Origin of the sequence: Nostoc sp. C052 (assembly GCF_013393905.1) — a bacterium.
Lineage (GTDB): Bacteria > Cyanobacteriota > Cyanobacteriia > Cyanobacteriales > Nostocaceae > Nostoc.
Genome location: NZ_CP040273.1, coordinates 458826 through 483462, shown reverse-complemented (window position 1 = coordinate 483462; position 24637 = coordinate 458826). Strand labels below are relative to the sequence as shown.

At 42.3% G+C, this 24637-nt stretch carries 18 protein-coding genes and 1 pseudogene; 7 read left to right on the top strand and 12 right to left on the bottom strand.

Annotation, left to right across the window (positions count from 1 at the left end; genetic code table 11):
• Nucleotides 1-319 precede the first annotated feature (319 nt).
• Nucleotides 320-733 (top strand): DUF3775 domain-containing protein, encoded by a 414-nt coding sequence (locus FD723_RS34450; protein ID WP_179069717.1) that lies wholly within the window; start codon nt 320-322, stop codon nt 731-733.
• Nucleotides 734-1223: 490 nt separating this feature from the next.
• On the opposite strand, the gene FD723_RS34445 is transcribed toward FD723_RS34450, so the two are convergent.
• The 10 genes and pseudogenes from FD723_RS34445 to FD723_RS34405 all read right to left on the bottom strand — a co-directional run bounded on the left by FD723_RS34445 (nt 1224) and on the right by FD723_RS34405 (nt 10508).
• On the bottom strand, nt 1224-2336 hold the full coding sequence (locus FD723_RS34445) for a sensor histidine kinase KdpD (RefSeq protein ID WP_179069716.1): 1113 nt from the start codon (nt 2334-2336) through the stop codon (nt 1224-1226).
• Nucleotides 2337-2563: 227 nt separating this feature from the next.
• Nucleotides 2564-3259 (bottom strand): 2,3-bisphosphoglycerate-dependent phosphoglycerate mutase, encoded by a 696-nt coding sequence (locus tag FD723_RS34440; RefSeq protein WP_179069715.1) that lies wholly within the window; start codon nt 3257-3259, stop codon nt 2564-2566.
• A 32-nt stretch (nt 3260-3291) separates the two neighbouring features.
• Nucleotides 3292-4278 carry an L-lactate dehydrogenase gene (locus FD723_RS34435; RefSeq protein ID WP_179069714.1) on the bottom strand — a complete coding sequence of 329 codons (987 nt, stop codon included), beginning with the start codon at nt 4276-4278 and terminating at the stop codon, nt 3292-3294.
• A gap of 285 nt (nt 4279-4563) precedes the next feature.
• On the bottom strand, nt 4564-6096 hold the full coding sequence (locus FD723_RS34430; protein WP_179069713.1) for a pyruvate kinase: 1533 nt from the start codon (nt 6094-6096) through the stop codon (nt 4564-4566).
• Nucleotides 6097-6248: 152 nt separating this feature from the next.
• Nucleotides 6249-7148: a hypothetical protein gene (locus FD723_RS34425; RefSeq protein ID WP_179069712.1), complete on the bottom strand. Its 900-nt coding sequence runs from the start codon at nt 7146-7148 to the stop codon at nt 6249-6251.
• Nucleotides 7149-7242: 94 nt separating this feature from the next.
• Complete coding sequence (locus tag FD723_RS34420; protein WP_179069711.1) at nt 7243-7587, bottom strand: hypothetical protein; 345 nt, start codon at nt 7585-7587, stop codon at nt 7243-7245.
• A gap of 353 nt (nt 7588-7940) precedes the next feature.
• On the bottom strand, nt 7941-8387 hold the full coding sequence (locus tag FD723_RS34415; RefSeq protein ID WP_179069710.1) for a DUF1269 domain-containing protein: 447 nt from the start codon (nt 8385-8387) through the stop codon (nt 7941-7943).
• Between the two features lie 173 nt (nt 8388-8560).
• Complete coding sequence (locus FD723_RS34410) at nt 8561-9163, bottom strand: hypothetical protein (protein ID WP_218651868.1); 603 nt, start codon at nt 9161-9163, stop codon at nt 8561-8563.
• A gap of 232 nt (nt 9164-9395) precedes the next feature.
• Nucleotides 9396-9491, bottom strand: a pseudogene (locus tag FD723_RS43440) (macrolide ABC transporter ATP-binding protein); the annotation flags it as partial.
• A 708-nt stretch (nt 9492-10199) separates the two neighbouring features.
• Complete coding sequence (locus FD723_RS34405) at nt 10200-10508, bottom strand: AtpZ/AtpI family protein (protein ID WP_256875261.1); 309 nt, start codon at nt 10506-10508, stop codon at nt 10200-10202.
• A 467-nt stretch (nt 10509-10975) separates the two neighbouring features.
• On the opposite strand from FD723_RS34405, the gene FD723_RS34400 reads away from it, so the two are divergent.
• The 3 genes from FD723_RS34400 to FD723_RS34390 all read left to right on the top strand — a co-directional run bounded on the left by FD723_RS34400 (nt 10976) and on the right by FD723_RS34390 (nt 13044).
• The gene (locus tag FD723_RS34400) at nt 10976-11425 is read left to right on the top strand and encodes a hypothetical protein (RefSeq protein ID WP_179069708.1); all 450 of its coding nucleotides are present in this window, start codon (nt 10976-10978) and stop codon (nt 11423-11425) included.
• A gap of 196 nt (nt 11426-11621) precedes the next feature.
• Entirely contained in the window at nt 11622-11906 is a 285-nt protein-coding gene (locus tag FD723_RS34395; RefSeq protein WP_179069707.1) for a pentapeptide repeat-containing protein, read from the top strand.
• 178 nt (nt 11907-12084) lie between these two features.
• On the top strand, nt 12085-13044 hold the full coding sequence (locus tag FD723_RS34390) for an orange carotenoid-binding protein (protein ID WP_179069706.1): 960 nt from the start codon (nt 12085-12087) through the stop codon (nt 13042-13044).
• A gap of 427 nt (nt 13045-13471) precedes the next feature.
• Here the strand turns inward: FD723_RS34390 and FD723_RS34385 are convergent, their stop codons facing one another.
• Nucleotides 13472-15160, bottom strand: a complete 1689-nt coding sequence (locus FD723_RS34385) for a transposase (RefSeq protein WP_179069705.1) — start codon at nt 15158-15160, stop codon at nt 13472-13474.
• A gap of 194 nt (nt 15161-15354) precedes the next feature.
• Nucleotides 15355-17427: a glycogen debranching protein GlgX gene (gene glgX / locus FD723_RS34380; RefSeq protein WP_179069704.1), complete on the bottom strand. Its 2073-nt coding sequence runs from the start codon at nt 17425-17427 to the stop codon at nt 15355-15357.
• 670 nt (nt 17428-18097) lie between these two features.
• Between glgX and FD723_RS34375 the strand changes: the two genes are divergently transcribed.
• From FD723_RS34375 to FD723_RS34365, 3 genes are all read left to right on the top strand, one after another.
• Nucleotides 18098-20524 carry a phosphoketolase gene (locus FD723_RS34375; RefSeq protein WP_179069703.1) on the top strand — a complete coding sequence of 809 codons (2427 nt, stop codon included), beginning with the start codon at nt 18098-18100 and terminating at the stop codon, nt 20522-20524.
• 368 nt (nt 20525-20892) lie between these two features.
• Nucleotides 20893-21972: a class I fructose-bisphosphate aldolase gene (locus FD723_RS34370; protein ID WP_179069702.1), complete on the top strand. Its 1080-nt coding sequence runs from the start codon at nt 20893-20895 to the stop codon at nt 21970-21972.
• Nucleotides 21973-22056: 84 nt separating this feature from the next.
• Nucleotides 22057-24588: a glycogen/starch/alpha-glucan phosphorylase gene (locus FD723_RS34365; protein WP_179069701.1), complete on the top strand. Its 2532-nt coding sequence runs from the start codon at nt 22057-22059 to the stop codon at nt 24586-24588.
• Nucleotides 24589-24637: the final 49 nt, after the last annotated feature.

Sequence of the window (24637 nt, the reverse complement as noted above, 5' to 3'; positions counted from 1 at the left end):
CAAAAACTTGATCCTAAAATCAAGAACTCAAACTTTTACTAACATCTTCCATCCTAGAGCTTTTTTTTGTGCTAATCACTCTCTCCAAGGTTCAAGGATATACACAATTAAGAAAAAATACTCTAGCTATAGTGAGATCCTGTTACATATATTAATTTTTGTAAGGAACTCAAACACTATTAACTTATTTTATACATTTGAAACTTGGAGCAATACTTAATCTCAAGCACCCATCTGTCATGCTCTATGAAGTACAGATTAATATAAGGGCTTATCAATATTTGTCCTTATTCACTATGATTTTAGCTTGAAGATAAATATGAATTTTTTATTAATTAGTAAAGTATATAAAATCATTGAGCTTGCTGAATTAATCTATTCCCCAAAGTCATCAGGTATACTGTTTAGTAAAGTAAATATACCAGAAACTTTTCTAGACAAATTGTCTAATTATTTAGAAGATTTTGAAATGACAGGAAGAACATCAGTCAGAGTACTACATAAATATGTAGACGATTTTTCTTCAGATGAAAAAGGACAAGTTATAGCCCTTATATGGCTTGGTCAATATGTATCCTGTGAACAACCATCAAACTTAAACGATTTAACTGCACAAGCACTACATCTCATCCCTCAAAACTATACAACTAGTTATATTATCGAAAAGGCTTTCCTAGCTAAATATCTTCGCTCCGGGCTGAAAAAAATAAATAGTAATCACTGCAACAATTAAATTGAATAGCTGCGTGCGGTCTTTTCTATCTGATAGCAGCTTTTAATGATGATGTCGCTCCTTCTTTGAAGATATACGACTCAGAAATACGGGAGCATCCCAATTTTGCCAAAATAAAATTTGTAGCATCTTGCTTCCTAATGTCCAGGAAGCGGGCTAGAAACCCGCACTACCAAAAAATAAATTTACACATTTGGGATGCTCCCAGAAATACAAGATAGAGTGGATATTTTGGTTGAGCAGGAAACTCATAACTAATAACATCTATAGCGTTGTTAAATAGTTGAGTCTTAACCTTGGTTCCCGTTATGCTTTAGAAATACTAACATATAGTTGATTTTTAGCAAGTCTAAACATTTTTGTAGTGATAAATATGTAGTGATAATAGAGATTTAGTAACTAAAATTATTTATTTTTAGCTTTGGATAAAAAGACTAGAAAAATAGTTGGAGTTTACATAAGTAAGCGCAGCGAAGATGGAGCTAGAGGATTATGTAGTAGGGAGAGGGGAGGAGGCTTTGGGTAAATCAATTGAGAATACACATCCTTGATGGGGGATATCCCGAACTGAGAGTACACCCTTGTTTAGGGACACGGCGCGCCGTGAAATTGTAAGCCCAATCCCCAATCCTGATCTATCTGTTCCCATCTGAGAAAAAGCTTTAAAAAGTTCTTCCACCTCACCAGGCGGGAGTCCTCCACATTGATCCTCTATTTCAAGCAAAACACGCCCACCTACAGCCTTACCGCGTATCCATACAATCCCACCCTGCTTGGTGAACTTAATGGCATTTTGAACCAGATTCGATAAGGCAGATATTATTAGGTGACGATCTATTAAAACTTCCAATTCCGGCGCTACCTCAACACACACCTCAATTGATTTCGCACTTGCTTCAAACCATGCAGTAGCCTCAACTTCACTGACTAAATGAATAACTCGACATCTCTGATATTGTCCGGTTGATTCGTTCCGCAGTCGCACCTCAACAAGTGAACGATCAATAATGTCTCTCATACGCCTATGGGCATTCTCAAGAATACGAGATGTACTTCCATTGGCTCCGACTTTCCCTGTGATTATAAGTTGGGAAGCTAAACTAGCAGAGGTCAACGCATTTCGCAACTCATGTGCTAGAAATCCCAGACGTAGAACCTCATCCCGCTCTGCATTCTCGCGCTGACCTCGATTAAACTCTGTAACCGCTTCAGCGATAGCGATATCGAGGCAGAAATTTAATCGATTGAATTCACGAGGGGATGTTGTTTGATTAGTATTCTCCTGAATATACTCAGTGATAGCTTGACAAAGAGCGCCGTAGCCATGAACAACCTGAGAAATGCTATAGCCAAGTTTTAACGACTCTTTTCCCCGACGTTCTGCTGCGGCTCTGTGAACACTTTCTATAGAATTGTTATGTGCTTCCCCAGATTCATCTATATCAGCATCAGCACGTAATACCTCAATGAGTTCATCGTAGAACACAGGTAATCCTCTTTCCATTTCGTCGCTCGAACTCATGGAATCAGCAAGACGCGCGATCTTTTTTGAACACAAGGCGAGAATTTCGTTACGTTCTGCTAAGAGAAATTCATGTAACATTATGAATGTTCTTAATTTTATACTTATTCTACCATCAGGATATCGCTAGAACAGCGATCGCATCCACCCCAGAACAATTTCCCATACCCTCACCGAGACTAAGTATTTGACCCACATTCCGCACGTTATTTTGTAGTATAAAAAGCAATACAAAAATTTGGAAGTAGTTACTAAATTATCCGAATATAAATACTAAATCTGTATTATCACTATAGTCAGCCTCCAATTCAATTCAAAATGATTTTATTAGTGGTCTGACCATGAGCATCAATATCATAGATAATTGGAATTGCTGTTCCTAACTCAACATTGACAATCTCCTCATCTGATAGGTTTTCTAAGTGCTTAATGATGGCACGGAGTGAGTTTCCATGCGCTGCAATCAAGACATTATCTCCTGTGATTAAGTGTTGCAAAATGCGATCGCAAAAGAATGGAACAGTGCGCTTCACCGTATCTGCCAAACTTTCGCCACCCGGTGGAGGCACAGCATAGGATCGTCGCCAGAGTTGCACCTGTTCTTGGCCAAATTTTACGGCGGTTTCAGCTTTATTCAAACCTTGCAGTTCACCATAGTACCGTTCATCTAGCATAGCTGTGGGATAAACTGGTAGTTCCCGTTCGTGGCTACCCTTGTATTTATCCCAACCATGCCAGGCTTGATCATCTGCCTGATGCTTGATGATCGGAATTCTCCCGTCGCAAATATCATCGACTTCTGTCAAGATAATAATTGCAGTTTCAATAGCTCGAAACAGCATACTGGTAAAGCAAACTCTGACTCGATAATGCTTCAGTTTACAGGAGGCGATGGTTGCCTCTGCTCGCCCCTGTTCGCCTAAAGGAACATCAACCCATCCTGTAAATTTATTCTCTGCATTCCAAAGGCTCTGTCCGTGACGGATCAATATTAATTTAGCCATTATGTGTTGCTTCGGTGTGCGATCGCGTGGATCTAGAGTTCCAGGGTGTCAAAAATGTCATGTAGAATCTGTGCGGAATGAATAAGCTGTTGTTGCTCCGTATCGTTGAGAGTAAGGTTGACCCTCTTAATCACACCTTTTTCATTGACGACAGAGGGCAGACTGAGACAAACATCGCTAATACCATAGAAGTCATTCACCAGGCAGCTAACTGTAAGAATACGCTCCTGTCCACGCAGAATGGCTTGGACAATTTCAGTCGTTGCCAATCCAATGGCGTAGGAAGTACACCCTTTGCGTTTGAGGATTTCGTAGCCAGCGTTTTTAACGCGCTCAAAAATCTCTTGTGCAGCCTTATCTACTGCCGAACTACCCTCTCGGTCATAGAGAGGCATTCCGGCAATATTCACCTTGCTCCAAACGGGCACTTCACTGTCGCCATGTTCACCAATGATGTAAGCATGAACACTGCGTGAATCAATGCCCATTTTCTGCGCCAGCAGGGTACGAAAACGGGCAGAGTCAAGCACCGTTCCAGAGCCAATTACCCTAGCAGCAGGAAAACCGGAGAGCTTTAGTGTCACGTAAGTCATAATGTCTACGGGATTGCTGACAATCAGCAAGATAGCATTGGGGCAATATTTGACGACATCTGCAATCAAGCTCTTAAAGATGGCAACGTTGCGTACAACCAAGTCGAGGCGGCTCTCTCCCGGCTTCTGACTGGCTCCAGCAGTAATAATTACCAGGTCTGCATTCTGTCCGACATCGGCAACGGTGCCAGCTTTAATCTCAACAGGCTCGACAAAAGGAATGCCATGCCTTAGATCCATGACCTCTCCCTGAAGCCGCTCTGTCTGAATATCTTGAAGAATTAACTCATCAAAACAGTTTTGGATCATCATCGAATAGGCACATGCCATCCCTACTTGTCCAGCACCAATAATGACACCTTTGCGAGGACGGATGCTGACTTTATTTTCAACACTGGGATTAGGCGTAAAGAGGGTTTCAAACATTTTTACTGCTGCAATAACTTAGTAAGCGATCGTCACTGAATTTTAGATTTTAGATTTCCAATCTAAAAGGAAAGTTAGGTACAATTTTTTACTCAAGTCCTTACCTTCCTTACGGGATGTGAGAGCGTTCAGGTATAGGATCAATCTAAAATCCAAAATTGTTTGACCTTATGCACTTAGCGACTTCCAGAGAATAAATTACCCAATTTATTGAGATGATATTTTTCTTTTCTCCCTGCTCCCCTGCCTACACAGCGATTGATTATTTTTTTAACTGGAAGTCCCTTACCAAGAGTGGAGCGCCCGGAGTTGAGGTGTTTTCTTCAATTGATGCATCTGCATCCGAGTCAAGACATCATCCAGAATCGTCACGGCTTCAACAACAAACGGGCCCTTGTTGAGCATGACGCACTCAGCCCGTTCTGCCATTGCTGCATCCGTCATTTCTGCTCGTGAGGGAATTCCTTTTTTCACCAGATTTTCTAGCACCTGAGTTGCCCAAATCACCGGGATATGAGCCGCCTCACAGAGCCAGAGAATTTCTTCTTGCATTTCAGCCAGTCGTTGATACCCAATTGCGATCGCCAAATCGCCTCTAGCAATCATCACCGCAAAGGGTTGTTGACCTGCCGCTTGCACAATCAACTCAGGTAAATTACTGACGGCTTGGGGTGTTTCAATCTTAGCAACAATGGCAATTTCACTCTTTTGAGGCATCCGATCTGCTAACTCTTGCTGGAGCAGTTTAATATCATTGGCAGATTGCACAAAAGAATAGCCCACAATATCGGCATGGGTGGCAACAAAATCTAAATCCTCTCGATCTTTATCAGTAAGTGGGCTAAGTTGCAAATCTGTATCGGGGAAATTAAGCCCCTTGTCTGGCAGAAGTTTACTACCCTTTAAACTCGCATGGGTGATGCGTAAGAGAACACCCTGATCCGTGAGAGATTCTACATGCGCTCCAATACGACCATCATCAATCCAGGCAGTTGCGCCCACCTGCAATTGATCGAGTACTCCGGGCAGAGTACAATTTGCCTGGAAACACTGAGCATCCGTCATACTAGGCATATCACGGGTTAAGACAAGACATTCCCCTTGAAAGATGCGATGTTTCTGATGAGGTGTGATTACTAAGCCAATTCGGGGCTTCGGCCCTGCCAGATCCATTAAGACTTTGCAAGAATTTCCGGTTTCTTTCTCTGCCTGACGGACATTGCCAATCATCGCTTCCCAAAGTTCAGCGCGATCGTGGGCACAGTTAATGCGTACACAGTTAGTCCCTCGCTGAAGCAGATCCCGGACAAATTCGTAATGGCTGGCGGCTTCCATTGGCAATGTCACCATGATTCTGACCCGGCGATGAGCTAAAGTCTGACCAAACACATCTTCGGTATGTTGGTGAAGTAGGCGATCGCCCTCCAGAAACGCTCCAATAGAAGGACGAATCGGCAAACTAGCCGAATTGACCTGACAGATTGCCCCCAGAGTGGAAATCACCGCATCTAAATTCGGCATGACTCGCGCTTCCAAACGACCCAAGGAAGATAAGCCCCAGGGGATTAAGGCAGCTTGCAGAGGACGTAGGTCATGTCTTCGTAGAGCCATGTAATGGGCAAGATTGAGTCCACTGCTGAGAAACTCTTGTCGTTGAATGCGCGATCGCCACTGGTAAAAAATGTCTTGCCCTTCTTGAATAACCACCTGACGCAATTTTTGCAGCGTATTTAACAAGACACAAGGATCAGATAGGTCTAATGCAAGGTAGTCAAAAGTATCTTCTTCTTGATTATGCTCTAGAGTAGAAATTGTCATTAAATAACCCTCAAAAGACTGTATTAACAATTTAATAACGAACCACAGAGGCACAGAGAACACAGAGAGAAAGAGAGAAAGAGAGAAAGATTCTAAAACTTAGTTTACGTAAGCATTGTTGGCTTGACAGACTACTAGTAGCGTCAATTGAGTTACCCCAAAACCGGGGGTTGTGTCTTACCAAATTGCCAGCTAAGGAGCGATCCCAAGCCCAACAGACTCACAACAAACACCACAATCCCGCCCACAAATGGAATCAGCGCAAGTACTGTGACAATCAGCAACCCAATCAAGAACTGCTGCAAGCTGCTTTGCCGTTGGTGTAGCCTCTCTGTAAGAAAATCGCTTTTTACCACTTGTTGACCGATGAATAGTGAAATTCCCAATGCCCCAACCAATGATGTCAGACTCACCATCAACATCAGGAGTGGAATCAATGGAATACCAATTAGGGTGATTGCCAAAAAAATGTTAAGGGCAAATAAGGTAAACATTGCCCCAATTCCCCATAAGGCGCTTTTACCGGGATATTGACGCACGGTAGCTGCTAAATTCGGCAGAAAAGGTGGTGCGGTTTGTAATAAAATTATGCCCAGAATTGCACCGACGATCGTCGAAAAAATCCGAAAACCAGCGTAAAAGAAATACATCGGCAAAAATCGATCTCGATGACGGTACATTCCCGTCATGCCTCGTGCATTATATTGACCATCGAATGTGCTGTTTGAGCCGCCAATTGTGGCTCCTTCTGCTAATACGACTTTGCCACCGATCGCATAGGCATCGCTATCTACCCGTGCGCCTTGCTTGAGAATGATATTTCCACCGATAGCGATCGCAGTTTGTGTCACCCGTCCATTGGGTTGGATGATCGCCGAACCACCAATGGCAATAGCATTTTCTACAACTTGTTTTTCTACAACCGTGACATTTCCGCCCAATCGAATCAGATTGGTATTATTAATATTTAGATCAGTCTGTGCGATCGCATTTCCGGCAAACAGAAATACTATCGTAGAGATAAACACGATTGTCAACTGCTTCCAGCTCATGGTTAAGACTCCTAATTTTATTTTCCAATCTCGCCAGTTAGATTAGGCAATACTTGACCGAAGAGGCAGAGGGAATTATCTTCAACAGTCTTCTCTAATCTTCTTCAACTAGTTTCACCTGATTATGTGGACTGTAATCTAAACAATTAATGGTTTGATCGGTTAGCACCGTTGATGGATGGACGGTGCATTTAAGATATGAATTATGGCTAAAATATCGACAGTGAGGACACTTGGCTTGATGAGGCAATTTGAGGCTAAATAAATACTGCTGCACCCGCTTAGGAATGAAGGCATAAATTAAAGTAGCGATCGCCGAAATAATCATAGCGCTGACTACTATCAGGAAACCCATATCTAGCACAGAAAGAGTTTCTACTCCCCGATGATCTAGAGGGAGTGAATTAGCTGGCAGAGTTGCGATCGATTTTTCTTCCATGACTCCATTACGCTCCTATATTCTGTTATAAATAGGTTCAAAATGAAGATATTTAACATCATAGTCATTAAATCATCTCGTTTTTTATACTGTTCCACTACTTTGGACGAGTACCGTTTGATTTACTGCATGAATTAATTGATTACGATATAAATTGTAATCAAAGCAATAAAAATCTTGAGGATACAATAAGGGGTAAAGGTATCTTTTATAGCTTTACCCCTATAACTCAATACAGTTCAGTATGCTTTACTAATAATCACAGCTTTTAATGCTGCTGTGCTGTATCTACATATCTACAGGTTATACCCTGAGATATTTTTTTAATCAATTGTCAACTTTTCAAACAACCTCTAAGCAGGACTAAGAGTTTTTTGCAAGTTCTCAATTTTGTCTTGAGAAAAACTTGTTCTAATTAACTTTCCTCCAAAACGATTAAATTCTGCAATTATTTTCTCTAGATTAACGGAGGAAATTAGAACAAACAATGATGAAGAATTTGGTTTTAAAGATTCTTCAATTTCTGTTAAAAAACTACTATCAAATGTGCCCTCTTTAATAGTAAGAGTGCGATGAAAGAAAACTGCGCTAATGATTCCACCCCAGAGTTCATTACTCAGGTCTCCAGGTTCAACCAAATCGTGATATGGTTTAACCCTAATCTTACCAGCTGCATTTTTGGTAATCACAACTGCATCTTTCAAATCTGCTAAGTTTTCTCGCTCAAGTTTGAGTAGTTCTAAAAGTACTTCATCTGCTTCATATTTTTCATCGAAATTGACTACAACTAATTCACTCATACTATTTTTGGATTGTAATTGTTTAAAGGAAAAATGACTTTTTACTGTATCTGCATTTTACCTCATAAACTGCTGATTTTTAGTTTACGATACCTGTGATCGCTGCTACTGCATTTACTGATTTGGCGAATAGACTGGGCGTAAATGGGAAAGCGATCGCAAAAGAGTAGATTTTATCGCTCGGTTGTCGCGTAGAACGTCCGCGCCTGTGCCAGTAACTGGTCTTCGCTCATGTGTTGTTCATTGACGACGACTGTACCGACAACTAGCTGGGCGATATCTGGATGATGTTCTTTGAGATCCGCCAGCAGATAATCCATCGCGCTGCTCGATCCGGTTGAACTGCCAAAGATCAGAATCTTCTTTGCGCCACTTAGCGTAGGTGTAGCCCGTCGTAGACATCGCGCTATTGCCTCATAGAAGGATTTTAGTTCCGGCTGGCGCTGACCGTTGGCATCGTCATCCAAATTGTGCAGATGCCGATGAGAGCCGTCCGGGTCGTAAGGAACGATCCGTTCTGGTACTGAGCCGTGCAGTTCAGTTTTATAGATACGCGCCTCACGGTGATCGATAACGACCAGCAGGTGGACACCCTCGGCGATGATTGCCTGGGCGGGGACAGCAGAACGCTCAAGGAAGTGGCGAATCTGCATTAGTTCATGGATATCAGATAAATCTTTGTGCTTCGAGGGGTGAACTGTCAGCGTCTCACCATTCCGCGTAAATCTCAGATTGCCGTTATGTTCCTGAGTCTCTTCAGTCAGTGCATTTAGCATTGATCGGACATCGTGCCACTGAAGGTTTCGGGCTACTGGGTGTCCAAAGATAGCGTTGTAAGTGGTTTGATGAATCCGGGACATCTGCATTTCCATTAATTTCTCCTTAGTCTTGTTAGACCAGTTATCATCGGATACACTCAATCTCTAAAATGGCAAATAGTTCATTAACTTATAAACAATTCTGCTCATTTACTACTCTGGGCGACTACCGTTTGAGTTAATGGATGAATTGATTGATTACAATACGAGCTATGGCAACTCGGTGTTGTTGTCCTCCTGAAAGCTGCTTACGGCGGTTTGTTAAGCGATCGCCCAATCCAACCTTTCAAGCGCATGATGCTAAACGCGACGGTTTACCCAGTGTCCTGGCACCCATCGCCGATGACCGTGGGAGGTCCGTTGGTAATGTCCTGCCACCCAGACCCGGCGATAACGAGCGCGGCGTGTAGTATTGCGCCGAGTTTGTTCGCGCTGGTTTTGAGCCAATCGATCTGGTGCAACCCGGCCTGCCTCGACGACACCGGAACGAGTTGAATTCTGCCCATGATTAACATTGAACTCTGCGGCTGAGGCAGATTTTGCCAAGACTCCAAGGGGAAGAGCAAGCATCAGGATAACGATTATGCGTTTCATTAGATGTTCCTTTCGATAAGTTGAGAGTAGCTACAATTAAAGCGGTTGAACTGGAATTTCCTGCCTGCTTGACATACTGACAAGTTCATTGCTGATACTCATCGATTAATTGCGCTCTTTTTGGAGGAAGTTAGTCAATCAGGCAATGTTGTTGGACAAGATTTCAGATAACTCTCCTCGTTAACTACTCTGAGGGGCTATAGCTTGATTTCTTGAGTGAATTGATTCATTACGATATAAATCGTTACCAAATTCATTTTGACGGTTAGAGAGACGCGATAAATCGCCGTCTCTACTCTTAATTTATCCATCAATTATTTATGTTTTCAAAGCTTGTGCTGCAAGCTGTTGGAGCTTTTATTTCTTTTTGCTTCTTGCCTGATCAAGCGTGCCATTCGGTTCAGTCTCTTTCTTCCTGGTTGGGAGAATCATCGGGTGGTTGATCTCTTACCATGCGTTGTTGCTCCTGCGATACCCATTCCCAAGCAATCAAACAACCAATGCTTAAACCTGCCAGCATCAGTGCCAATGTCCATGAGAAGCGACTGGGAAATTGGAAATCGATCCAGATGCCTAGTGCCATTCCTGATAAAGTTGGTATGACGACTGACCAGCCGACCAAGCCAACAAAACCTAAGCCAAACAAAACGCCACCATGAGGTTTCGCTTGGTGAGCATAAAGTTTGCGGCGTGCTTGATTAGCGATCACTATTGATTTAACGGCTCTAAATGACAAGTGGTATTGAGGTATCACTAAGTTTGTTAAAGATTTATAACTAAATCAAACACTATGAACTCATTTTATACTTCTCTAACCTTTGCCAAGACTTAATCTCAACCACCCATTTGTCATGCTGGAGAAGTACAAGATTCAGAGCTTCTTTATAAACACTTACTAGCTGTTTAGAACAACGACAGTAGATACAGCAGTTTTCTTTTGTATGAGGTACAAAGTTACGAGTTTTGAGGCAGGATAGCGCAGCGTAAAGCCTTCTCTACGAGACGCAACGCCTTCGGCATGGGCAACTCTTAGAGAGGCTGTGCCAACGCTTAGAGGGAATCTTGCTACGCTTTTAGCGTCTGTTTGCGACACGCGCAAGGGACGTAGAGAGCGTCGGCAGTTTGCAATATCAAAGCTTTGAAAAATACTAAGTACTGTCTTCAAGGATTATCGCAATGAACCTAACCGATCGGCAAGATACGGATTTTCTGAAATTTATAGGAAAACTGCCACCCCAAGAGAATTACATCCCTGTTCAATCTTTTAATCAGGGAGCATGGTACTGGGTCGATAAAAACACCCCTTGCCTACAAATTGTTTCGCCCGTTCCAGATCCGTGGGGTCAGGAGTGGGTAATTGCACCCGTAGTAGATCGCGGGATTAAAGACCTCGTTGAGGAGCCTCCATTAAGTGTAAGCTTGAAACTTTTCCCTCTCCCCGCCTTAGACAAGACTACTTCTGTCGAAATAACTCGGCAGATCGAATACGGTAAGTTTGTCCACACGCAAGAGAAATTATACTACTTTGTGACATTTAGTTGTCAAAATGATGATTCTTTAGCGGAACGTGAAAACCCACTGAGTGAGTGGGTGACATATTTGTTTTATCCGAAGGCAAAACAATGAGACGTAACAAGATGCGATGCCTTCTCTACGAGACGCTTGTCTGCGACACGCTACGCGTTCGCGTAGCTTGCTTCTCCAAAGGTGTACGGCGGGCGTAGCGATCGCTAAGAGTCAATTTGTGATGTTACAGAGGCACATTCTGAGTTAGAATAAATGTATTAACAGCGACAACGCTACACGTTGCGAGGCAACCAATATGGATGCCAATGAAGTTTTAAGACGATATGCAGTCGGAGAAAGAAATTTTAGACAGGCAGACTGGAGAGGGATCAGTTTAGCTAAAGCAAATTTGAGTGGGGTAGATTTGACTGGGGCACATTTGAACAACGCAGATTTGAGAAACTGTGATTTAAGTGATGCTAATTTAAACTGGGCTGGACTCAAAGGAGCCAATTTCAGTGGTGCTAATCTGAAGGGGGCAAAAATGCCTGATGGAAGAACGCACAACGATCGCTTAGAGTCTGCCAATTATTTTGCCTAATATCCCTGTGGATAGGTAGATTAAAAAATCGGCGTTGCTGATTGCGGTATGAAAACGATTGTGCTTTGTGGTCAAAATCCTTGTAGAGACGTAAAATTTTACGTCTCTAGATCCAAATTCATACTTGATTCAGCGATGCAAAAAAATCAATGTAATTTCGTTCTGGAGATTTTGCCAAATGTCATTTACTATACAGGCTGCACGCTCCATTTTTCCTGATACTCAAGTTGCTAATTTAGTTCCAACTACTGTTGAATCATTCAATCAACTTCGGGCTGAAGATCAGTTGGCTTTACTTTGGTTTGCCTATACCGAGATGGGAGTCACAATTACTCCTGCTGCTATGGAGGTAGTCAATATAGTTTTTGCAGAAAGAACCTTGACTCAAATCAAGCAGATGCCATCTGGAGAACAAACGCAAGTTATGTGCGATCTGGTTAACCATACTGATACAGACATCTGCCGTACTTATTCGTCTTTCGGCACAAATGTCAAGTTAGGTTTCTGGTATCAGTTAAGTGAGTGGATGAAACAAGGAATCGTTGCTCCGATTCCCAAAGGTTATCAACTTTCTCCGAAGGCATCAGATGTTCTCCAAGCTATCCGTCAGATGGAAGGGGGTCAGCAACTGAGCATATTACAGGATATTGTCGTCAACATGGGTTATGCCCCAACATCTGGTACTCAAACAGTCAAAGAACCTGTGATTGCGCCTAAAGATATTGCACCACGAGTTAAGCTCAAAATTAAGGGCATCGACAACTTGACAGTCCTAAGCTATATGGAGAATATGAACGCTTTCGACTTCCAGGCGGCTGTGGCTTTATTTGCTGAAGACGGTGCTTTGCAACCCCCTTTTCAAGAACCAATTGTTGGTTATGAGTCGATCCTCGCATATATGCGTGAAGAATGCTATGGACTCAAGCTAATTCCTGAGCAGGGAGTGTCTGAGCCAGCAGAGGCAGAGTTCACCCAAATTAAAGTGACGGGTAAAGTGCAAACTCCCTGGTCTGGTGAAAGTATTGGCATAAATTTAGCATGGCGATTCTTGCTTAATCCCCAAGACAAAATTTTCTTTGTGGCGATTGATTTGTTGGCATCTCCTCAAGAACTACTCAACCTGGGCATTATCAGGTAAAAGTATAGTTGCTGGGAAATTCTATCCCCTGTCCAAAAATCACGCCTACAAGGGACGTGATTTTTTATGGAAATTTAGCATTAACTCTAGCTATTTTTGCTCAAAAAAATACTATAAGCAGTGTCTGTTGTAAATATCTGTGAAAATGGGATCGCGCCATACGAGAGATGAACGCTCAAAAGTTATTAGCTAAAGGTTAGAATTTAAATATTTTATTAAAATTTGTACAACTTATACACTAATCAAACACTTGCTTAAACATGATTTCTAATCTTAGAGTGTCATACTAACCTTTATCAACAAATTGACAAAGTTTAGTGAAATATATGCTTAATAAAGCTTTATTAACGAGTCCTCGCAAATGGAGTATATCTACAACAATCAGTCAATCGATGATGGTATCCCCTCAATAGTTCGGGGTAGAAAATTATTCTGGCATCCACGACCCACCAAATAGATTAAAAGAAGATTTCTCCCGAATAATGGTTGCTAAAGACGGAATATTTCCAATTCGAGAAATCCGGTCACGCATATATTCAAAAAAGCTGATACCCAATTTACGGGTAGTGTCAACAAGGGACATAAAAATATCCCACGCTTTTGTACCTTGTGGAGTTTGAGTAGCATAGCTAATATTGCGTCGCTGCACCATAGTCCTAGCAGCCAACTCGGCAGGATTGTTGTGTAATGGCAATTCGGGATGCTCCAAAACAACAAGCAGCTGTTGGGCTTTAGCAGCAGTTAATCGTTTTCGCTCATCCAAATGCTCGTAACCAGTAATTTCTGTAAAAAGCGTCCAAAATTCAAGTCTGAGTTCGTGAGCCTTTTCTTGGTTTGGTGAGTCTCGATAAGCAAGTAGTCTTCGGTAATAGAACCAGAATTTCTCCAAAAAGTCATCTAAAATCTGCCGGTGGCAAGCAACAAATGGACTTAACTTTTTATAATGTCTACCTTCATGTATCCAACAAAGAGCCAAATCATTGGTAATTAACTTGAACTGTGGAGCATCGTCACATAGTAAGGTTTTGATTACAGGAGTATTCGATTGCTGATGATAAAAAGCAATCGCTGCGGCTTCGTGGATACGGGTACGATGTTGAGAGCCTAATTTAATCAAATATTCATCAACTAACGCATTAAACTCAGTTTCCGTAAAAACTATCTGCTGGGGCAATAACTTGAGTTTATTTATCCACTTATTTGGTAAGTTGAAAGTATCTAATAGTTCGTAGGTCAATTCCGAAAGGATAAACTCTAATTCTCTGGTGTTTTGCAATACCTTTAATACGCTCAAACGGTTTTTGTTTCGTGTCGTTTGATAGATTGTATATAACGGGTTACAAATTACATTCGTTGTATGGTTAATTCCACCAACACGCGCTCCTGTTTGGTCGAAATGTTGCCAAGGGCTACTTGCTAGTCCTTCTGTATATACGGTTTGATACTCAGTTTCAAATTCTTCTTGATTTTTAATTAGTAAATTTGATAGATATCCTGCACTCATTGAGATGCCAATATCTGACAAAAACTCCAGAAGTTTTCCTTGAGTCATATTTCCACCATAATACAGACTCACAACCAACGCTTTTATTCCTGGACCAAATTCTCCGTCATAACCTGTTGGTAGCGGTGCTAAATAAGTTTTTCCTGTTTGGGGTGAGTAGTATTTTTGCTTACGGAATAGTACGTTATCTGTTTTCAGTGAGATGTTTTGGACTATTACTTCCTCATAACCCTTAAATTGGGCATCTGCTGGTAATTGTTCTTGTGGGTAAATTACAATCTCTTCTCGGTCTATCTTGATTGTCTCGTTTTTACTTCTCTTTTTATGTTCTTTGGGGATTTTCCGCTCTTTTTCTGATGAGTGGTCTTTTTGAAAACCCTCGGTTTTATTACTTTTGATGTTTGGTTTTCCTTTTTCACCCAAGAGACGGTTGTTTTCGTCCCGCAGTTTCTGGTTTTCTGCAACTAAATCTTTAATTTTTGCATTTAGCTGTTCTATCAGGTTTAATAATACTTCTACCGTTTGACGCACACCTTTGTCTGCAATCTGTTCTGGGTCGATTGATTGCAGTAATGTGGAGATTTCTTGAGCTGGTGATGATTGTTGCGTCATGTTTCATATTCTACGACGCACTTACTTACTTTTTTCTCCCTGCCCCGGTTTTCTGAGCGGATACCGATGATGAGTAAGCATTTTTGCCCTAACTGTTCAGACATTTTACTCCGTCATGTGCGTTTGGGAGAACTTTACTGGCGCTGTAGTTACTGCTATCAGGAAATGCCCGTTTAGAAAACGGGGGTGGTACGCTAACGTGCCATCAGCATCACCACTGACCGCCCCTGGGCAAGATATTCTGGAGATGTAATTAAGGTTGCAGTTTTCAAATCGGAGAAATCTTGAGGAGATGGTAAAGCAGTATCTACAATTCGGTGCCAGCCTTCTTCACTACTCAAAAGTGGTAGTTCAAATGTCAACGGCTGCCAATAAGCATTGAGGATAATATGTAAATGCTCATTAAATTTTGGGTGACGGAGCGTGAATGCCAGACTACGAGAATCATTCCCCCAATCAGGCTGCTTTAGTTTCGTGCCATGCCAGATGATGTGTGGCTTACGAGAGCCATGAGTCACACTGAGAAGTTTTTTTTGCCGAAAGATTCTTAAAGATTGGATGAAGTGAATCAGTCCTCCAACGAAGCGCAATAAATCCTGGTGTTTTTCGATATTGCTCCAGTCAAACCAACTCAGTTCATTGTCTTGGCAGTAACCATTGTTATTTCCCTTTTGCGATCGCCTAATTTCATCTCCCATGAGCAACATCGGCGTTCCTTGGGAACACAAAAGGATGGTAAAGAAGTTTTTGATTTGTCGCAAGCGCAGTACTTCAATTTCTGGATCGTCCGTAACCCCCTCTACGCCACAATTCCAACTATTATTGTCGTTTGTGCCGTCACTGTTATTTTCCCCATTGGCTTCGTTGTATTTGTAGTTGTAAGAAACTAAATCATTTAAGGTGAAACCATCGTGACAGGTAATAAAGTTAATACTATGATTCGGTTCGTAGTCTGGTCGTAAGTAAATATCTGGGCTACCCATGACACAAGCGGCTAACCGACTTACAATACCGCGATCGCTTTTCACAAAACGGCGCACATCGTCGCGGTAGGGGCCATTCCATTCTGCAAAGCGATCGCTGTTCCCTTCTAAAAAGCTTCCTACTTGGTATAGTCCAGCCGCGTCCCAAGCTTCAGCAATTACCTTGGTTCCCGCCAAAACTGGGTCTGTTTCTATCGCCCAGAGAACAGGTGAATCGGCAAAGGGTTGACCTAATTTGCTCCGAGATAGGACAGATGCTAAATCAAAGCGGAAACCGTCTACGTGCATTTCTGCGACCCAATAGTACAAACTATCTAAAATCATCCGCGTAACCATCGGATGATTCGCTTTCAAAGTATTACCGCAACCACTGTAATTACTATATTCAGCTTGGTTTGGTTCCAAAAGGTAGTAAGCCTGGTTGTCTAATCCCTTGAATGATAATGTTGGCCCATCTTGACTACCTTCAGCCGTGTGGTTAAAGACAACATCTAAAATTACCTCAATCCCAACGCGGTGAAGGGCTTTGACCAAATCACGAAATTCATTTATGGGATCTAGGCGATCGCTACGGGAACTATAATCGCTGTGGGGGGCAAAGAAGCTGATCGTACTGTAGCCCCAGTAGTTCTTGTGACTAGGACGTGCATCATTAGGATCAAACTGATGAATCGGTAATAATTCAACTGCGGTTATTCCTAATTCCTGCAAATAAGGAATTTTCTCAATCAGTCCTGCATACTTACCGCGTTTTTCGGGAGACACACCAGAAGATAGATGACGAGTAAAACCATCTATGTGCAGTTCATAAATGACTGTTGTCGCATAAGGAATCCGTAGGGGAAGATCCCCCTCCCAGTCGTAGGTTTTGGGATCAGGTGCTACCACCGCCCGTAGTGCTTGGGCGCAATTATCCTTACCAAAACAGCTAGCAGCTTCACGACTATAATTATCCCAACCTACTACCGCTCGCGCATAGGGGTCAAGTAGTACCTTACTGCTATCAAACCTTAGTCCTTGAACTGGCGCATAAAGTCCATCCGCCCGATAAGCGTAAACCTGCCCAGCACCAATATTTGATACTAAGATATGCCAATAGTAGAAGGTTTTATTATGCTTTTTGTGTAGCTGAATTACACGGCTGGGTTGGGGTGAATTTGGCTCATCAAAGAGCAATAATTCCAGTCCAGTACAGCTTTTAGAGAATACCGAAAAATTGATACCATTAGGGGTAACTGTAGCGCCAATTGGAAAAGGTTGACCTGGCAAAATATCAGGAAGCATTTTGATAAAACTTTGATATAAAAAATTATAATTAGGTTAAGTAGTGATTAAGGTTTAACTGATTTCCTGCTATTCTTTATAATTTAAATAAAAATATTTATACCCATCTATTCTTTAGATATAACACTAATTTTGCAGCGTATTTTATTTAACTTCTAAAGTGTATTTTATCTACCTTTAGTTGGATGTTTAAGTTAGAAGATATATCAGAATATAAGTAGTCATACTGTATGTAATGCACCTTCCACCCTTTTAATCAGGATATAAGGGACTTTTAAACAAGCATAGTAGTGAATAGTGAAGTGCAGGCAATACAATTGGGTTAGCTAAAAATCGAGATTTTTGTAATGGGGAAAGATCGATTTTTTGACTCAATTATTTCATAATCTTGTTAATTGCTAACCTTATGCAAACTTTATTGGAAGTAGCTAGTTGTATAAGTGAACCGCAAGTAAAACCGTAGTTATCGATTGATATCTGCTTAACCATTCTGAGATTGATGAATGTATTACCTAATGGGAGATTACTGTACTACATAACCTCTTTGATATTCATATCGAGTCTTGAAACATCGGGTTTTAAAACTGTGTAGACGTGGAGCAGTTTGTCATCAGACATCGTGTGTTCAGCGATTCTTTAACTAAAAATAGATTAGTAGGATTCAGACTCTATGACTATTTCTCCTTCTAAGCCAAAGGTTTCAGTTGTTGAAAACGGTAAATCTGCCACACTTAACACTGAAGAACTACGTCAGATAAATGCTTACTGGCGTGCCTGTAACTATTTAGCTCTAGGCATGATATATTTGCAGGACAATCCACTACTAAAAGAACCCCTCAAGCCCGAACACATCAAGAATCGCCTGTTAGGGCATTGGGGTACAAGTCCCGGTTTGAGCTTTATCTACGTCCATCTGAACCGTTTAATCAAAAAATATGATTTGGATGTGATTTACATCGCAGGCCCCGGTCATGGCGCTCCGGGCATCCTTGGGCCGACATACTTAGAAGGAACCTATTCTGAGGTTTATCCTGATAAGAGCCAGGACGAGGAAGGTATGCTGAAGTTTTTCAAACAGTTCTCCTTTCCTGGTGGAATTGGCAGTCATTGCACACCTGAAACTCCTGGCTCGATTCACGAAGGCGGCGAGTTAGGTTACAGCCTCTCCCACGCTTACGGGGCTGCTTTCGATAACCCGGATTTGATTGTGACAGCAGTTGTTGGTGACGGGGAAGCAGAAACTGGGCCTCTAGCAACAGCTTGGCATTCCAATAAATTTATCAACCCCATTCGGGACGGTGCTGTTTTACCAATCTTGCATTTGAATGGCTACAAGATTGCTAACCCCACCATCTTAGCCCGCATCAGCCATGAGGAACTAGAGGACTTATTCAAAGGCTACGGTTACACACCTTACTTTGTGGAAGGGCATGATCCAGCGCTAGTGCATCAACTGATGGCTGCAACTCTGGAAAAAGTTATTTTGGAAATCAAGAAAATCCAAACCGAAGCCAGGACTTCGGGTGTTGCCAAGCGTCCTCGTTGGCCGATGATTGTCCTTCGCACCCCTAAAGGATGGACTGCGCCGGCAGAAATAGACGGTCATAAATTAGAGGGATTTTGGCGATCGCACCAAGTACCAATCACAGATTTAACTAGTAATCCTGCCCACATGAAGATTCTAGAAAACTGGATGAAAAGTTACAAGCCAGAAGAATTATTTGATGAGCATGGCAGTCTAATTCCCGAACTCAAAAAGCTGGCTCCCATTGGTTCTCGCCGCATCAGTGCCAATCCTGTTGCTAACGGTGGAATTCTGCGTAAAGAATTGCGTATGCCCGACTTCCGCAACAATGCAGTTGAGGTAGTCAAACCCGGTGCTGTTGAGATGGAAAACACGAAGCCTCTAGGGAACTTCCTGCGAGATATCATGCGTAATAACATGAATAATTTCCGCGTATTCGGGCCAGATGAAACCGCCTCCAATCGACTCAGTGCTATCTACGAAGTCAGCGAGAAAGTCTGGTTGGCAGATATGCTCCCTGAAGATGCAGATGGCAGTGAGCTATCTAGCGACGGGCGAGTGATGGAAATGCTCAGTGAACATAACCTGTTCGGCTGGCTGGAAGGCTATCTCTTATCTGGGCGGCATGGTTTCTTACATAGTTATGAAGCTTTTGCTCACGTTGTTGACTCTATGTTTAACCAGCACGCCAAATGGCTAGAAATCAGCAAAAATGAAGTTGCTTGGCGATCGCCGATTTCTTCTGAGAATATCTTACTATCCTCTACTGTTTGGCGACAAGACAATAACGGTTTTAGCCATCAAGATCCAGGATTCATAGATTTGGTTACTAATAAGAGTGCTGAAGTTACCCGGATTTATCTACCTCCCGACGCTAACTGTCTACTTTCTGTAGCTAATCATTGCCTACGTAGCACCAATTACGTCAACGTCATCGTTGCAGATAAGCAAAAACACCTCCAGTTTCTCAGCATAGAAGAAGCGATCGCACATTGCACTAAAGGCATCGGCATTTGGGACTGGGCAAGCAATGACCATCATGGGCAAGAACCCGATCTTCCCGATGTCGTCATGGCATCTTGCGGAGATGTTGTGACTATGGAAGCCTTAGCTGCAACTGCCATCTTAAGAGATGAGTTCCCCGATCTTAAGGTGCGGTTTATTAATGTTGTTGACTTGTACAAATTGCAACCAGATACAGAACATCCACATGGATTATCAGACTGGGATTTCGATAGTCTTTTTACCACAGATAAGCCTGTTATTTTCAACTTCCACGGCTATCCCTGGCTGATTCACAAACTTGCTTACCGTCGCACTAATCATGAAAATATTCATGTGCGCGGTTACAAGGAAAAGGGCAGCATTAACACACCACTTGAGTTAGCCATCAACAACCAAATTGATCGGTTCAATCTGGTGATTGATGTGATTGATCGGGTTCCGAAGTTGGGTTCTGCTGCTGTCTATGTTAGAGAGCGGATGAAAAACGAAATTATTAGCAACCGGAATTATGCTCACAAGCACGGTATTGATCGGCCGGAAATCGTCAACTGGAAGTGGCCTTACTAGTAGTTCGCCAAGTGAACTTGGCGGGGTAAAGGGTAAAGGGGAAGGGGGAAAGGTTTCAAATCCCTTACCCCTTACCCTTTCCCCTTTCCTCTTTCCCCAGTCCTCACTTAGCATTTTTGGGTTGGCAGACTACTAAGTATATCTTTGCGTAAAATTTAGGGTTTAAATTTAAACGCAGAGGGGCGCTGAGGTAAGCGCAGCGAAAAGTTCCTCGTTCGCGTAAGCGTTCCGCAGGAAAGCCGGGTTTCCCGGCGTAGGAAACTTTTCAAGACAGAGGTACGCAAAGAATTCGCTGTCTATGCGTAAGTCTTAAGGGCGATTGCACCAAGCCATTGAGTCTCACTTTATCTGTTAAAAGGTTTTAAATCATGAGTACACAACAACTTGTCGCTACTGCTAAAGCGATGGTTGCTCCTGGTAAAGGCATCTTGGCTATAGATGAGAGCAACAATACTTGTAATAAGCGCTTTGAGAAGCTGGGAATCGCGCCAACTGAGGAAAATCGCCGCACTTACCGAGAGTTGCTTTTAACTACTCCTGGTTTGGGTAACTATATCAATGGCGCTATTTTATATGATGAAACAATCCGCCAAACTACAAAAGATGGAACGCCTTTTGTCAAAGTGATGAACGATGCGGGGATTCTTGTCGGCATTAAGGTTGACACTGGTGTGAAAGGTTTACCAAATCACCCTGATGAAAAAATTACACAAGGTCTAGATGATTTGAGTAATCGCATTGCCGAATATGTCAAAATAGGGGCGCGTTTTGCTAAATGGCGGGCTGTCCTCACTATTGGCAAGGAAATTCCTAGTCGTGATTGTATAGAGGCCAACGCCCAGGCGTTAGCTCGCTATGCACTGCTTTGTCAACAAGGTGGACTTGTTCCCATTGTCGAACCTGAAGTTTTGATGGATGGCGACCATACTATTAAACGTTGCTATTTTGTAACTAAGGAAGTCTTAGGAACTGTCTTTGATCAACTCCACTTGCAAGGGGTAGTTTTGGAGCAAATGATCCTCAAGCCCAACATGGTAATTTCCGGCAAAGATTGTAAAGAGCAAGCCAGTGTCCCCGAAGTCGCAGAAGCTACGGTGAAATGCCTGTTGAATGTGGTTCCTACTGCCGTACAAGGTGTAGCATTTTTGTCGGGTGGTCAAAACAATGAATTGGCAACTGCCCATCTTAATGAGATGCACGTCCGGTTTGGCTCAAAATTGCCTTGGCCATTGACTTTCTCTTTCGGTCGTGCTATTCAGCAACCAGCATTAGAACTGTGGAAAGTACAAGATGCCAATGTGAAAGCGGCACAAAGTGCTTTGCTGCATCGAGCAAAGTGTAACGCTGCTGCTAGCCTTGGTATATACACTCAGGAGATGGAAAGGAGTATAGAGCTAGCATTAGCTGGCTATAGAGCTTTACGGTCACAATTGTCTAGTCAGGACTAAGGTAGACGTAGCAGTGTTAAGTCTCTTTACAAGGTTTCTGGATAACCCATATTTAATTTCACCAGATGTCTAGAGCAAATAATTATGACGACATTTCAGAAACCTCCAATACTGCAAAATTTGCAATTTGAAGATGATCGCACAGGGTTAAGTATAGAAACCCTCAAACGGGCGCTTGCTGATAATCTTTTTTACATTCAGGGTAAGTTTCCGGCTGCGGCCACGCCCAATGATTATTACATGGCTTTGGCTTACACAGTACGCGATCGCATTTTACAACGCTGGTTCAACACCACCGAAATCTATACGAAAAAAGGTGTGAAAGTTGTCTGTTATCTATCAGCAGAATTCCTCTTGGGGCCGCACTTGAGTAACAACTTAATCAACTTGGGAATTTATGACCAAGTGCGCCAAGCAGTTGAGGACTCTGGGTTAGACTTTGTACAATTGCGCGAAATTGAAGAGGAACCAGGCTTAGGGAATGGTGGGTTAGGTCGTCTCGCCGCCTGTTATATGGACTCACTTTCGACTTTAGAAATCCCTGCCATTGGCTATGGAATTCGCTACGAATTTGGGATCTTTGACCAAGAAATTCGGGATGGTTGGCAAGTTGAAATCACTGATAAATGGCTGCGTTTAGGCAATCCTTGGGAAATTCCTCGTCCAGAGGAAACCATAGATGTCAAGTTCGGCGGTTACACTGAAGCCTATAACGATGAAAAGGGTCACTATCGGGTACGTTGGATTCCCCATAATGTTGTTAAAGGTGTTCCCTATGATACACCCATACTCGGTTATCAAGTCAACACCGCCAATACCTTACGTTTGTGGAAAGCTGAAGCTCCTGAATCCTTTGAATTTCAGGCTTTTAACGTCGGGGACTACTACGGTGCAGTGAATAAAAAGGTGGTTTCAGAAAATATTACCAAAGTTCTCTATCCTAATGATGAGTTAATTCAAGGTAAGGAACTGCGCTTAGAACAACAATATTTTTTCGTGTCTTGTTCTCTGCAAGATATGATCCGTCTTCACTTACGAAAAGAAGAGAGCTTAAATAACTTTCACCAGTCTTATGCTGTGCAACTCAATGACACTCACCCATCCATCGGTGTTGCTGAATTGATGCGGTTGTTGGTGGATGAACATCAGCTAGATTGGGATCAGGCTTGGCAAATCACCCAAAACACCTTCGGCTATACTAACCATACTCTGTTGCCAGAAGCTTTAGAAAAGTGGTCTTTAAGCTTATTTAATAGCTTACTGCCCAGGCATTTACAAATTATTTATGAAATCAATCAGCGTTTTCTTGGTCAAGTTCGCGCTAAATATCCTGATGATAGCGATCGCCTAGCGCGGCTATCATTGATTGATGAGAGTGGTCAAAAGTATGTCCGCATGGCAAATCTAGCAAGTGTTGGCTCTCATGCAATTAATGGTGTCGCCGCCTTACATACAGAGTTACTCAAGCGTGATGTTCTCCGTGATTTTTACGAATTTTCGCCTGAGAAGTTTAGCAACAAAACCAATGGTGTCACACCACGCCGTTGGATAGTGGTAAGTAATCCCCAACTGACTAACTTAATCAGTCGCAAAATTGGGACAAATTGGATTAATCACTTAGACGATCTTAAGCAACTCGAAGCCTTTGTTGAAGATGCTGATTTTCGTCGAGAATGGCGACAGATTAAACAAGATATTAAGGGCAAATTAGCAGAATATATTCAGATAACCAATGGTATTCAAGTTAATCCCGAATCGTTGTTTGATATTCAGGTGAAGCGATTGCATGAGTATAAGCGGCAACATCTGAATGTGCTGTATATCATCACACTCTACAACCGCATCAAGCATGATCCCAGCATTGAAATTACACCTCGCACATTTATTTTTGGTGGTAAAGCTGCTCCTGGCTACTTCATTGCGAAACTGATTATTAAATTAATCAGCTCTGTTGGTGATGTTGTGAATAACGACCCTGATGTGCGCGATCGCTTGAAAGTAATATTCTTACCAGATTATAATGTGAGGCTTGGTCAACGAGTTTATCCAGCCGCCGACCTTTCCGAACAAATCTCCACTGCTGGTAAAGAAGCTTCTGGTACTGGCAATATGAAATTTGCCATGAATGGGGCGTTGACTATTGGTACCCTTGATGGCGCTAATATCGAAATCCGTGAAGAAGTGGGAGATGAAAACTTCTTTTTGTTTGGATTGACAACTGAAGAAGTCTATGGTTTAAAATCCAAAGGTTATAACCCTTGGGATTATTACAATAACAATCCTCAATTGAAAGAAGCGATCGATCTGATCAATTCAGGATTTTTCTCTCATGGTGATACTAATTTATTCCGTCCATTAGTAGACTCGCTATTACATCAAGACCAGTATATGCTGTTTGCAGATTACCAGTCTTATCTTGACACTCAAGACAAGGTAAATCAGGCTTACCGTGACCCGGAACACTGGACGCGGATGTCAATTCTCAATACAGCACGGATGGGTAAATTTTCTTCTGACCGAGCCATTCAAGAATATTCTCAAGAAATCTGGAATACGGTACCAGTGAAGATTGAACTAGCAGAATATGTTCAAGCCAAGGCTGGTTTAAAAGTGTAGATAAAATAATTCGTAATTTGTAATTACGAATTAGTTAAGTTTGAGTCAA